Consider the following 12,888-nt stretch of genomic DNA (forward strand, 5'->3'; position numbering starts at 1 on the left):
TGGGGGCTACCACCCCCCCCCCCCCAAAAAAGAGGTATGGGCCCCCTCATGCCCATTTTGGGGGGGGGTGGGGGCCTGGGTTCCCCCCCGCGTTGGGGTGGGAGGACGTACGCCGGTCAGCGGAGGACGATGTCGACCGGGTTCGCCTCGGAGCGCCAGGTTCCCTCGGTTCCGGGGCGGGGGCCGATCACGGGCGCGGTGAGCACGCCGGACCGGTTGGTGCGCTTGTCCCGCAGGATCTCGGTGACCGAGCCCAGGTGGCGGGACAGGTCGATCACGTTTTCGGGTGCGGCCAGGAGCAGCTGGAAGCCAAACTCATGCAGTGCCTTGATGCCGGCGCCGGCGAATTCCTCCGAGGCCAGCACAAACGCCTCGTCCATCATCACGGTGCCGTAGGTCGTGAAGCCCTGCTCCGCGATGCCCAGCTGGTAGCTCAGCGCCGCGGCCATGATGAACGCGGTGAAGCGCTGCCGCTCGCCGCCGGACATCGATCCGGTGTCCGCATGCATAAAGACCTCGGTCTTCTTCGCGCCCTTTCCTGCCGTCTGCGAGCCGGCACGCTGGACCTCGCGGTGCTCCTTGCACTGGATGAAGAGGTGTCCGCGGACGTCCAGCACCTCGGCACGCCAGCGGCGGTCCTCCGGGGTCTGCGAGCCGAGCCGTTTCACCAGCGTTTCCAGCGACTTGTAGCGGTTGGTCAGCTCGGCGTCGTCGTCCGTTCCCAGACTGGCGGCCCCGTTGCCGGCCCCGGCCGCCGGTGCAGTCGACCGTCCCGGGCGGCTGTGCCGGACCTTGAGCGCGTTCTGGATCGCGTCCTTGAACTGCTTGGCGGTGGCGGGCATGGTCTGCTTGATGTCGAGTTCCAGGAAGCTGCCCTCGTGGAAGTTCACCTCGGACAGGATCCCGTTCAGCGGCAGGATGCGGGTACTGATCGAGCGGCGCTCCTCGTCCAGCAGGTGCAGCAGGGTGCTGAACGACTCGTGCGTGCGCTGGTTGAAGAACTGCCGGAATTCGGCCTCCTGGGCGGGGAGCCCGTCGCTGACAATGGCGTGGTACCGGGCCTCGAACTCCCCGGCGGCGCCGATCGAGGTGCCGTGGTCCGCGGAAATCGCCGTGCCCCACTCCCGCACGAACCCCTCGAAGCTGCGGGTGAGCCGCTCCGCGGTCGCCTGTCCGCGGGTTTCGGCGGCGTGCAGTTCGGCGAGCAGCCGGGTCCGGACCTGGCTGGCAAGGTTGTCCAGTTCATGCATCTCCCGGACATCGCCGACACCGGCGAAATACGGTTCCAGCGCGGTGACGGTGCTGCCCGACGGCGGCGCCTGGGCCAGGCGTGCCTGCGCGGCGTTGAGCAGCGAATCGGCGGTGGACAGCTGCGAGTCGAGGGCCTTGTATTCGCTCTGCAGCACGGCCGCGGCCTCGGTGCTGGACTGGTGCTTGTGGCGGGCCGCTTCGATGTTGGCGCGCAGCGGTTCCAGGTCCGCCTGCGCGGCGAGGGCGTCCGTGAGGCGCTGTTCGATCCGGGTGAGTTCGTCCGCCGCCACGGCGGCCGAGACCTGGCCCCAGGGCCGGTGGTCGTCGGCGACCCGGCGCAGGGCCTCGAGCTGCCGGTTCATCCCCTGGTGGGACTCCTCCCGGCTCTGGGCCAGTTCGGCGGCCTTGGCCAGTTCCTGCTGCAGGTCTCCGACCTGGGCGGCGACGAGTTCCAGCTTGGCGGCGTTGTCAAAGCCGAGGACATAATCCTGGCGGGACGTGAAGCGGTCGTCCTTTTCCACGGTGTGGCGGTTCCGCTTGATCACACCGCCCAGGCTCAGGCCCTTGTCGAGGCGGGCCAGTTCGTCGGGGTCCTCGACGCACGGGTAGGCGAAGTCGAGGGCAACGCGTTCGCGAATCCACTCGCCGGCGTCCGCGACGGGTCCCCTGGTGAGGATGTCCAGCTTGGTGAGCAGGTCGCCGTCGGCCGCGTCCTGCACGGCCAGCGCCCCGCCGGCCAGGGGTTTGGAGAAGTCCACCGCGCGCAGCGCCCCGCGGACCGAGTGGTCGTTGAGGTAGCGGGTGACGGCGGCGAAGTGCTCGCCGGGGACCAGCAGGGTGGTGGCGAGGCTGCGCAGCGCGCGCTCGGCGGCCGGGCGCCACTGTTCCTGGCCCTCGGCAAGGTCGATCAGCTCGCCGCCGAACGGCATCTGCTCCTCGGGGACCCCGGTGGCCGCAGCGATGGCAGTGCGGTTTTCGATGCTCGACGGCGGCAGCAGCGACTTGCGCGTCCTGAGCGACACGAGTTCCTGCTGGGCGGCGGCGAGCTCCCGCTTCCTGGTCGCGTGGCCGTCGAAGGCCTCGAACCGCAGTTCCTTGAGGGCCTCCGAGTCGTCCTTCAGCTCGGCCGAGCGGGCGGCGGCGCGCTCGTGGGCCTGTTCCCAGCCGGCCGCGGACCAGTGCAGTTCCAGGCCGGCGTCGGAGAGTGCCTTGCGGGCTGACTCCTCCACCTGCTGGCGGAGTTTGAGCCCCACCCGGGCGTTGTCGAGCGACTGTTCGATCGCCGAGATCGCGTTGCCGCCCCGGTTGTTGTAGTCCGCCTCAAGCTCGCGCAACCCGGTGGCCAGGCCGTCGCGGATGGCGCGTTCGGCACCCAGTTCCTTCGCCTTCGCCTGGGCCAGCTCCTTGAACCGGGCGAGGGTTTTCTCATGGACCGTGACGGCCAGCTGCTGCCGGTAGGCCTCGAATTCCTCGCCGGCCAGCTCCCGCAGCCTGTTGGCTTCGAGCAGGGACTGGGCATATTCCTTGTTCAGCCCGGGAACCGGTGCGAGCTGGTCGCGCTGCTGCCGGACGTCCTCGAGGCGCTGCCGGATGGACATCAGGTTGCTGAATTCCTCGACGACGCTATCCGCGGCGGTCAGCGTGGCGGGCGCGTCCAGGACCTGGTCGCGGAAGAAGTTGTTGACGCTGCCGCCCAGGCCCTTGCCCGCCTGGATAACACGCAGCAGCGGCAGCGCCTGGTCGGAATTGATCCCGAGCAGGCGCCGGAACCGTTCCGCGAAGGCCTTGTGCACGTCGAAGATCTGGGCATCCGGGAAAATCGCATCCAGCGACGCCTTGCTGAAGCGCTTCTCCGCGATGCCCTCGAGGGCAGCGAGGTCCAGCGGCTTGTTGTCGATCAGGTAGTACCGGCCGACGCTGGATTCCGTGCCGTTTTTGGGCACATCGAACAGCGCCGAAACAGTCACCCGTGTGCCCGCGGCATTGTCGAAGGTCAGCGCGACGGCGGACCAGGTGGCGCCGGGGCGCTGGAAGGCGCTGGCCGATCCCTCGCCCACGGCTTTGTCGCCCACCTTGCCGCGCATGTACGTGAACGTGGTGCGCTTGTCCTCCACCGCGCCGCCGGCGCGCTGGGCCGCGGCCTCGTTGGAGCGCGGCCTCGCGTCGTAGACCCGGAGCATCGCGTCGAACAGGGTGGACTTGCCGACGCCGGAATTGCCGGTCAGCAGGGTGCCGTTCCGGTCCACGTGCATCGTGTGGGCACCATGGAATGTGCCCCAGTTGACCACCTGGACCAGGGCCAGGCGCATCTGGCCCGGATTGGTGAGCTCACCCATCGGGAGCATGGTTGCGATGCTCACTTGGTGTCCTCCGTTTCGTCAGGGTGGTCGCTGTCCGCGGAACTGTCGCCGTCGAACTCCAGCAGCGGTTCGGTTCCGGACGGGTCGGTGGCGGCGGCGACCAGGGCATCGATCTGGGCCGGGATGTCGCCGATGTTTTCGAAGGGGAGGGCCAGCGGGAGGGCGTTGGAGATGGTGTAGACCTCGTCCAGGCCGGTGCTGAGCAGGAGCTGGCGGGCGAGGAGCTTGGTGATGGCGCGGTTGACGACGTCGGAATCGCGGAGGGCGTCCTGCTGGCCGGCCGGCTGGTAGTGCGCCACGAGCTCGGCGATTTCCTCGCGGCTGATCGTGGGGTCGGTCTGGGCGGTGACGTGGCGGTCCAGGAGCAGGCGCAGGCGCAGCAGCACGATGGTTTCCACCCGGCTCAGGGCCCGCTGCTGGCGCAGGATGCTGGAACGGGTGCTGCCGCCGATGGCCTCCGGGTCAACCGGGCGCAGGACGGCCACCTTGCGGTCGTGGTCCAGCTGCATGCTCAGGAAAAGTTCGGACAGGCGGCTTCGCAGGATCAGCTGGTTGTCCAGCAGGGTGGTCCAGAGCTTTTCGTCCCGGCCGCCGTCGATATACGGGCCCTTGAGGAGCTTCACGAGGGCCTGGCGGACCTTCATCGGCAGCACCCCGGTGTCCCCCGGGAAGAGCGCCGCGCCGTCGACAAACGTGTCCCGCGGTGTGACCGTGAACGGATCGGCGTGGATGTGCTGGGCGGGCCCGGCTTCCACGGCTTCCACGGCTTCCGCGGCCTCCACCGCTTCATCCGCCGCCACTACTTCCGGGGAAAGTTCAGTCATCTTCAATCCTTCTTAAGCGTGACGACCGGCAGGTACGCGGTGCGCGTGGAGCCGTCGATCTGTTCGAAGTCGAGCGTGTCCCAGGCCTCGCGGTCGAAGCCGGCACCCTGGTGCAGGGCGTGGGATAGCAGTGCGCGGATCGAGTTGATGTGGCGTTCGGCGGCCGGGAGCTGCTCCCAGGCCTCGGCCAGGGTGGAGGCGCCGGCGAAAGCGGCGCGGATCGCCTGCGGACTGGCTTTGCCGGTCCGCGGCGAGCGCACCCGGTCCGAGTCGCTGAAGGCGATCGGGTCGGCCAGCCTGGGCGGGGCGGCGAACTCGTCCGGGTCGAAGAGCTTGACCATGGCCAGGGACTCGAAGCCGGCGTTGAACAGCACCGGGCCGCGGACCAGTCCGGGCCGTTCGCGCTCGTACGGCAGGGACCGGATGGCCTGCTCGGCTTCCCGGAGGACCGTGCGGAGCCGGATGGACTGGCGGAAGTCGTCGCTCTGGACGTAGGTGTTCAGGCTTTCGCTGAGCTTGCCATAAATCCGCTGGATCTGGCTGTGCTGGGTCCGCAGTTCCGCCACCAGGTTCTTCAGCGTCTCACGTTCCTCATGGCTGAGGTCGTCGGCGAACTGCCGGCTGAGCACCTCGCCGATGGCCGAACGGAAACGCAGCTGCTGCTGCGGGTCTTCCAGGAAGGCCGTGAAGGAACGAAAGGTCCGCCCCTCCGGGCTCTGCCGGAGCCGCTTGTCCGCTTCCAGCACCTGCGCCATCGTGGCGCCCTTGCTCAGGGACTCTTCGATGATCTGGTTGCGGAGCTCCCCGACCAGTTCCTCGATCCGGTCGCGCATCTTCTTGTAGTCCGCGGGCAGGCTCGCCGCGAGGTCCAGGATGTTTCCGGCGGCCTCCACCGCCTCCTCATCGTCGAGCACACCGTCAAAATCGCCCGAGCTGATGTCCTCGATGAGCTGGCGCCGTTCGCCGATCTCCTCCTCGAGCGACTCCAGCCGGGCGCTCTGGTCCGGATTTGTCTCATTGGCGAGCTTCTCGACGTCGCCCAGCAGCGTACCGAGCCGTGAACCGTTGAGCGTGGAACGGTCGCTGGAGAGGCTGTCCAGGAAGGCCAGGACGCGGGCCGCGGGCTCCGTGACCTCGTACACGATCTGCCCGGACTGGTTCCGCCGGGTGAGGAAGTTCTTGCGGGTCCACTCATCGCCGAAGGACTTCCCGGTGGCGGAGCCGCCCAGCCCGGGTTCCTGGCGGCGGAGCTGCTCCAGGAAGGCGTCGACGTCGGCGTGGAACTGTTCCAGCGGAAGCTGCGGCCGGGTGCGGGTGAAGGACGCCTGCAGCACAGCGATAACCCAGGGCGCCGAGCGGGTCAAGGCCCAGGCGGGGCCTTTGGTGAGAAGTTCGAGGTCCCGGAGGCGGGCGCTGATGGCGTCCGCGGAGGACAGGGCGGAGCGGGACACACACCCTCCTTCGGCTGCCGTGGGTTCTGGATTGGGCAGCGGAAAAGGAAAAACTGCCAGCTACAAGGTTAACGCAGGCACCGGGTTTGCCTTCATCGCCGTGTTCGGGCCGCCTTCACCGCGACCGCCCCGTGACCTACCCCCCGGTAGCATTTCGATCCCATATCAGGAGTCCCGCGCGGCGCGGCGGCCTCTGGCTAGCGCACTTCCGGCACCCTACGCTCGGGCTACTGATTCAACGGATGCAATGGTGCAGGGGGCAGAATGCAGTTCGACCTAAGCGCAGTGGAAACGGCAACGCTGGTGTTCATGGGAACCCTGGTTTTTGCCCTGTTAATCACGCTGTTTATGATGACGGCGTCCTTCGCGGCCCTGGTGCTGGTCGGCGTCGGCCGGCTTGCCTGGCTCATCGCTGCGAATGTTCTGCTGGGGCTTGTCCACGGCATCAACCACGCCTGGGACCGCCTGGTGCATCACGCCTCAACGGTGGAACTGCCGGGTGACCTCGTCGGCGATATCGCAGCCGAAATTATGGGCCAACCGGCCCCTAGTACGGGCACCTACCCGCGGGTAGTATTGCGGGACAGCTGAAGGGTCCTCCACCCACGGCGGATCCAGGGCTCGAGCCGGTAACCCCGGTGCGAGGAGATGCCCGATGAGCTCCGCCGTTGAGAACCCAGCCACTGACAACCCGGCCGACAGCCCGGCCGCCGAGGTACCGGTCCCGCCAGAGACGATGGGTCCGGACGCCACCGCGGCCGACGCGCGGGCGATCAGCGAAGCTGCCCGCGAGACCAGCTGGGACCGGCCCAGCTTCGCCAAGGGCCTGTACCTCGGAAGCTTTGACCTCAGCCTCATCCACCCCTGGCCGGAGGCACCGGCGGACGACGTCGAACGCGGTGAAGCCTTTATGGCCCGCCTGACCGACTACTGCCGGACCATGTCCGGCCGAACCATTGAGCGCGATGCGCTGATCCCGGATGCGTACCTCAAGGGCCTGGCCGAGCTCGGCGTCTTCGGCATGAAGATCCCCCGCGACTACGGCGGCCTCGGCCTCTCCCTGGTGTACTACGGACGCGCGCTGGCGCTGCTGGGCTCGGTCCACCCCAGCCTCGGCGCCCTGCTCTCCGCGCACCTGTCCATCGGCGTCCCTGAGCCGGTCAAGGTCTTCGGCACACCCGCGCAAAAGCGGGAATACCTGCCGCGCTGCGCCGCGGGTGCCATTACAGCGTTCCTGTTGACGGAACCCGACGTCGGCAGTGACCCCGCCCGGATGGCCGCCACAGCCGTCCCGTCCGACGATGGGGAGTCCTACGTGATCGACGGCGTCAAGCTCTGGACGACCAACGGGGTCATCGCCGAACTCGTCGTCATCATGGCGGTGGTCCCCTCCCGCACCGATGCGGACGGCACCGTCCACAACGGCGGAATCAGCACCTTTGTGGTGGAGATGGACTCCCCCGGCATCACCGTGGAGAACCGGAATGTCTTCATGGGCCTGCGCGGCATCGAGAACGGCGTCACCCGGTTCCACCAGGTCCGGGTCCCCGCTGCCAACCGGCTGGGACGCGAGGGCCAGGGCCTGAAGATCGCCCTCACCACGCTCAATACCGGACGGCTTTCGATTCCCGCGCTCTGCGTCGCCTCCGGCCGGTGGAGCCTTAAGATCGCCCGCGAATGGTCCAATGCCCGCGTCCAGTGGGGCCGGCCGGTGGGCAAGCATGAAGCCGTGGGCAAGAAGATCGCCTTCATCGCGGCGACCGCGTTCGCCCTGGAGGCGGTCTTTGAGCTGTCCGCCGAAATGGCCGACGCCGGGCAGAAAGACGTCCGGATCGAGGCGGCCCTGGCCAAGCTGTGGTCCACGGAGATGGGCTGCAGGATCGCCGACGAGCTGGTGCAGATCCGCGGCGGCCGCGGCTTCGAAACCGCCGACTCGCTCGAGGCCCGCGGCGAGCGCGCCGTGGCTGCCGAGCAGCAGCTCCGTGACCTGCGGATCAACCGGATCTTCGAGGGATCCTCGGAGATCATGAAACTACTGATCGCCCGCGAGGCCGTGGACGCTCACCTTGCCGCCGCCGGCGCTCTTGCCTCCGAGGACGCCAGCCTCTCCGACAAGGCAAAAGCCGCCGTCGGGGCTTCCGGTTTTTACGCGAAGTGGCTGCCCAAGCTCGTCGCCGGGGCCGGCCTGGATCCACGTTCCTATTCCGACTTCGGCAGGCTCGCGAAACAGCTGCGCTTCGTCGAGCGGTCCTCCCGCCGGCTGGCCCGCCAGACGTTCTACGGAATGGGGCGCTGGCAGGCGAAGCTGGAGCACAAACAGGCGTTCCTGGGCCGGATTGTGGACATCGGGGCGGAACTTTTCGCCATGGCCGCCTGCTGCTCCCGGGCGGAAATGCTGCTGCGGACCTCGCCGGAGAAGGGCGCCTCAGCCTATGAACTTGCCGAGGCATTCTGTGAGCAGGCCCGCGTGCGGGTGGACGAATACTTCGACCAGCTTTGGCGGAACACCGACGACGTCGACCACGTGCTCGCCGGAAGGGTACTGGCCGGCGACTACGAGTGGCTGGAGGCAGGAGTCCTCGACCAGTCCGAAGGCACCGGACCGTGGATTGCCGACGCCAGCCCACGCGCTACGGTGAAGGCAAACCTGCACCGGAAGTACCGCTGACGGGGCGCGTGGCACGCTTCGCCCCGCAAATCCGAATAGTAAGCATCCTTGCTACCTTGGGCGGGCCGTGATTAGCTGGACAGAAGACCTGTACACCGGTCGCCGCTTTTGCGGTGCCCGGCCCCAAGCTTGGGTCCGGTCAAACAGTGAAAGTGAGCAGCCCCCATGAGTAACCCAGCAGGCCCCGAAGATCGAACGCCCCGACGCGCCCGCGACGAGGAAGCGGCCGCCGGCCAGGATGCCCGGATCCACGACGCGCGGCAGGATGCTGCCCGGACCGACGCTGCCCGCACCAGCGACACGCGCGCCATCCCGACCGGCGCTGCCACCGACGAAACCCGCGCCATCCCCACCGACACACGCCCACGGTCGCGGGCTGCGGTTCACGCTGAACCGGTCCGTCCCGAACCGACCCGCAGCCAGCCCGTCACGGCCGTGCGCCACGACGAACCCGCCCGCGACGTCTTTGTCGAAGAGGTCCCCACCCGACAAACCGTGGTGGCCCGCGAAAAGGAGCAGTTCGGCGGCATCAAAATCGGTTCAGCCTTCTTCGGCTGGCTGGCCGCCACCGGAATGGCAGTGCTGCTGACCGCGCTGGTCGCCGCCGCCGGCACCGCCGTCGGACTCGCCACCAACACCGACGTCAACGCAACGGTCACGTCCGGCAATCAAACCGTGGGCCTGGCCGGCATTATCGTGCTGCTGGTCATCCTGTTCGTGTCGTATTACTCCGGTGGCTACGTTGCCGCCCGGATGGCCCGCTTCAGCGGGGCCAAACAGGGCTTCATGGTCTGGGTCTGGGCCCTGATCGCCGCAGTCATTATCGCCATCCTCGGCGTCGTGGCCGGACAGCAGTACAACATCCTGGCCCAGCTCAACAGCTTTCCGCGGATCCCGGTCAACGAGGGCGAGCTGACCACTACCAGCATCATCGCCGCGGTCGTAGTGGCCGCAGTGGCCCTGGTCGGTGCCGTCCTCGGCGGGATCGCCGGCATGCACTACCACCGCAAAGTGGACCGTGCCGGGTTCACTCCGGTCGACACTGTCGAGGACCGCTAAAGGCGTTCAGTCCACCCCGACGGCGACCGCGGCGTCGTAGTACCAGCGGCGGTCGAGCCGGATGAAATGGCTCGTCTCGTGCTGGACGCCGCGTTCGCCGTCGTGCCGGAAATGGGCCTTGAATTCCACCGTTCCCTCGGTGTCCAGCGGGCCGCCGCGCGTCGTGGAGACAATGTCCAGCCGTCGCCACTGGATGTCCGGATCCAGCACCATTTCGGCCGGCCGGGTGTCCGGATGCCAGGTCCGCAGCAGGTAGCCGGTGTCCAGCGTGACGAAGGCGCTGTACCGGGAGCGCATCAGCTGCTCTGCCGTCGGAGCCTCTGCCTTGCCGCGGTGGAACAGGCCGCAGCAGTCATCGTATTGCTCCCCCGAGAGGCAGTGGCAGTTGCCCCGCAGAGGGGACGGCACCGGCTGGGCGCCGGTTCCGGAACTGGCTGGCTCTGAAGGCGTCACTGTGGTCCTTTTCGATGGGCCGGGCCGCGCCGGCGGGGTTCCTTCCGACTATAGACGCACGGTTCCGCGGGGCTGGCTCGGCGGAACCGGTAACAGCTTTGACACGTCTCGCTGAAGGTGCCGGATGGCTGCGTGTCCGCGAAGAGAAGTCCGTATTATTGGTCGGGTGCTGTTACCCGCCGCGCCGCACTGGGCGGGAAGCGTCGCGGCAAGGCCAGCTAGGAGGGGTGACATGGACGATCCGACAACCATTGCCCTGAACCTGACCTTCTTTGGGACCCTGGGAGTGGCGCTCGTCATGTTCTTCGGCCTCTTCCTCGTTTTTGTAGCGACGCTGGTCATCGCGGGCCTTGGCCGGCTGACGGCCGTGACCATCATGGCCATCGGCCGCGGACTCTTCAGGACCGGCAGCAGAACCAAACCGGCCGCTGCAACCGCTCGCCGGAACCGCCCGGTCCGGGCAGCCGAAGTATCGCAGTTGACCCAGTCGCCTATTGCAGCGAAAACGGCCAAGCCCGGCCGCCCCGCCAAGACCGCCAAACCGGAACCTGCCCTGTCCCCGGACTGGGCTGCCGCCGTCGCAAGGGCCGATGCCCGCGCGGCTGCCCGGGCCAAGGCGGCCGCCGCACCTGCTGTCAAGGTCTCCGTCCGCGACCTGCCCAGCCCCACGGCCCCGGCACGCGACGTGGCGGCAGTGGCGCCGCTCGTGGAATCCGCCACTGACCGGAACGGCCAGCTCGGCAGCGTCCCGCCGGCCTTTAAGAAATCCCCGATGCCCGCCGCGAAGTCCCTGCTGGACACGGGCTCGCTGGTCACTCTTCCGGGCCGGCTGCCGCTGCCCAGGAAGCCCCTGAATAAAAACCAGAACGAACAACTGCGCAACCCCCAGGCGCACGAGCGCAAAGCAGGCTGAAGCCTTACCCCGGGCAGGCAAGTCGGCTACGGTGAAACCCATGGAATTCAGATACCTCGGGAACAGCGGCTTCAAGATCTCGGAAATCACGTTCGGCAACTGGCTCACGCACGGCTCGCAGGTGGAGAACGACGTCGCCACGCAGTGCGTGCGGGCCGCACTGGACGCCGGTATCAGCACCTTCGACACCGCTGACGTCTACGCCAACACGGCGGCGGAAACCGTGCTGGGCAAGGCCCTGCGGGATGAGCGGCGCGAATCCCTGGAAATCTTCACCAAGGTGTTCGGGCCCACCGGCCCCAAGGGCCACAACGATCTTGGCCTGTCCCGCAAGCACATCATGGAGGCCATCAACGGCTCGCTGACGCGGCTGCAGACGGACTACGTGGATCTCTACCAGGCCCACCGTTACGACTTCAACACCCCGCTGGAAGAGACCATGCAGGCCTTCGCGGACATCGTGCGGCAGGGTAAGGCCCTCTATATCGGCGTCAGCGAATGGACGGCCAGCCAGATCCGCGACGGCCATGCCCTGGCTAAGGAGCTCGGCTTCCAGCTGATTTCCAACCAGCCGCAGTACTCCATGCTCTGGCGGGTCATCGAGGCCGAGGTGGTTCCGGCGTCCGAGGAGCTTGGCCTGTCCCAGATTGTCTGGTCGCCGATGGCGCAGGGTGTGCTCAGCGGCAAGTACCACCCCGGCAAGCCGGCTCCGGAGGGCAGCCGCGCCACGGACGCCAAGGGCGGCTCGAAAATGATCGAGCGCTGGATGTCCAACGAGGTCCTCACCGGTGTGCAGCAGCTCAAGCCGATCGCCGAGGAGGCCGGGCTGACCATGCCCCAGCTGAGTATCGCCTGGGTGCTGCAGAACAAGAACGTGGCCTCCGCCATCATGGGCGCGTCCCGGCCGGAACAGATCGAAAAGAACGTCGCCGCCGCGGGCGTGAAACTGGACGCCGGGATCATGGATAAAATTGACGCCGCGATCGGCTCGCTGGCCGAACGCGACCCGGCGCAGACCAAGTCGCCCGCCTCCCGGGAGGCATAGACCCATGGCCACTGTGCCGACGCTTGCCGTCACCGGTTCCACCGGAAACCTGGGCGGGATGGTGGCCCGGCAGCTGGCCGCCGCCGGCAGCCCGCAGAGATTACTGGTTCGCGACCCCAGCCGGGCGCCGGAACTGGATCAGGCTGTTCCCGTAGTGTCCACCTACGCCGATTCCGAGCTTGCGATAGCAGCCCTCGCGGGCGTGGAGACACTCTTTATGGTTTCCGCTGCTGAAGCCGAGGACCGGTTGCAGCAGCACTACACCTTTGTCGATGCGGCGGCCTCGGCCGGGGTGCGGCACATCGTCTACACCTCGTTCTACGGCGCGGCAGCCGACTGCGCCTTCACCCTTGGCCGTGACCATTTCGCCACCGAGGAGCACATCAGGGCGTCCGGGATGGACTTCACCTTCCTGCGGGACAACTTCTACCTGGACTTCCTGCCGCTGCTGGCGGGTCAGGACGGCGTGATCCGCGGACCAGCCGGGGACGGCGTCATGGCTGCCGTCGCCCGGGCGGACATCGCACGCTCCGCCGTAACCGTGCTCCGGGACCCGGTGCTGCACATCGGCCGAAGCTACGATCTCACCGGGCCCGAAGACATCTCGCTGGCCGCCGCCGCGGAATTCCTCACTGCCGGGACCGGCAGGACCATAACCTTCCACAACGAGACCCTCGAGGAGGCCTACGCGTCGCGGGCGACCTATAACGCACCGCCGTGGCAGGTGGACGCCTGGGTGAGCACCTACACGGCGATCGCCGCCGGCGAACTGGCCGGGCCGACGTCGGCCGTCCACGAGCTCACCGGCCGCGAACCGCTGGGCTTGGCGCAGTTCCTGGCCGAGTCGCACACGCTGTAGGCACG

At 67.8% G+C, this 12,888-nt stretch carries 10 protein-coding genes; 6 read left to right on the forward strand and 4 right to left on the reverse strand.

Features of this window, described 5'->3' with window-relative positions:
* Positions 1 to 116: 116 nt before the first annotated feature.
* The 3 genes from AC50YM_RS13885 to AC50YM_RS13895 are packed head-to-tail and all read right to left on the reverse strand — an operon-like array spanning position 117 to position 5,886.
* On the reverse strand, positions 117 to 3,611 hold the full coding sequence (locus AC50YM_RS13885; RefSeq protein WP_494957541.1) for an ATP-binding protein: 3,495 nt from the start codon (positions 3,609 to 3,611) through the stop codon (positions 117 to 119).
* Positions 3,608 to 4,435 carry a DUF4194 domain-containing protein gene (locus tag AC50YM_RS13890; protein ID WP_494957542.1) on the reverse strand — a complete coding sequence of 276 codons (828 nt, stop codon included), beginning with the start codon at positions 4,433 to 4,435 and terminating at the stop codon, positions 3,608 to 3,610. Before AC50YM_RS13890 ends, AC50YM_RS13885 begins: the two co-directional genes overlap by 4 nt.
* Before the next feature lie 2 nt (positions 4,436 to 4,437).
* Positions 4,438 to 5,886 carry a DUF3375 family protein gene (locus tag AC50YM_RS13895; RefSeq protein ID WP_494957543.1) on the reverse strand — a complete coding sequence of 483 codons (1,449 nt, stop codon included), beginning with the start codon at positions 5,884 to 5,886 and terminating at the stop codon, positions 4,438 to 4,440.
* A gap of 264 nt (positions 5,887 to 6,150) precedes the next feature.
* Here AC50YM_RS13895 and AC50YM_RS13900 point away from each other — a divergent pair, with 264 nt between their 5' ends.
* The 3 genes from AC50YM_RS13900 (at position 6,151) to AC50YM_RS13910 (ending at position 9,613) form a co-directional block, all read left to right on the forward strand.
* Complete coding sequence (locus tag AC50YM_RS13900; RefSeq protein WP_494957544.1) at positions 6,151 to 6,477, forward strand: hypothetical protein; 327 nt, start codon at positions 6,151 to 6,153, stop codon at positions 6,475 to 6,477.
* Between the two features lie 64 nt (positions 6,478 to 6,541).
* A complete protein-coding gene (locus AC50YM_RS13905; protein WP_494957545.1) occupies positions 6,542 to 8,554 on the forward strand; it encodes an acyl-CoA dehydrogenase family protein in 2,013 nt (670 codons plus the stop codon).
* 165 nt (positions 8,555 to 8,719) lie between these two features.
* Positions 8,720 to 9,613: a TIGR04086 family membrane protein gene (locus tag AC50YM_RS13910; RefSeq protein ID WP_494957546.1), complete on the forward strand. Its 894-nt coding sequence runs from the start codon at positions 8,720 to 8,722 to the stop codon at positions 9,611 to 9,613.
* Between the two features lie 6 nt (positions 9,614 to 9,619).
* Here AC50YM_RS13910 and AC50YM_RS13915 read toward each other — a convergent pair whose 3' ends face one another.
* Positions 9,620 to 10,021, reverse strand: coding sequence for a YchJ family protein (locus tag AC50YM_RS13915; protein WP_494957613.1), 402 nt, complete (start codon positions 10,019 to 10,021; stop codon positions 9,620 to 9,622).
* A 277-nt stretch (positions 10,022 to 10,298) separates the two neighbouring features.
* Between AC50YM_RS13915 and AC50YM_RS13920 the strand changes: the two genes are divergently transcribed.
* From AC50YM_RS13920 to AC50YM_RS13930, 3 genes are read left to right on the forward strand one after another with little or no spacing between them, the layout of a single operon-like run.
* Positions 10,299 to 10,979, forward strand: a complete 681-nt coding sequence (locus tag AC50YM_RS13920) for a hypothetical protein (RefSeq protein WP_494957547.1) — start codon at positions 10,299 to 10,301, stop codon at positions 10,977 to 10,979.
* Between the two features lie 40 nt (positions 10,980 to 11,019).
* Positions 11,020 to 12,024: an aldo/keto reductase family protein gene (locus AC50YM_RS13925; protein ID WP_494957548.1), complete on the forward strand. Its 1,005-nt coding sequence runs from the start codon at positions 11,020 to 11,022 to the stop codon at positions 12,022 to 12,024.
* Positions 12,025 to 12,028: 4 nt separating this feature from the next.
* Positions 12,029 to 12,883, forward strand: a complete 855-nt coding sequence (locus AC50YM_RS13930; RefSeq protein ID WP_494957549.1) for an SDR family oxidoreductase — start codon at positions 12,029 to 12,031, stop codon at positions 12,881 to 12,883.
* The last annotated feature ends 5 nt before the right edge of the window (positions 12,884 to 12,888 follow it).

The organism is Pseudarthrobacter sp. RHLT1-30-1 (genome assembly GCF_059383415.1).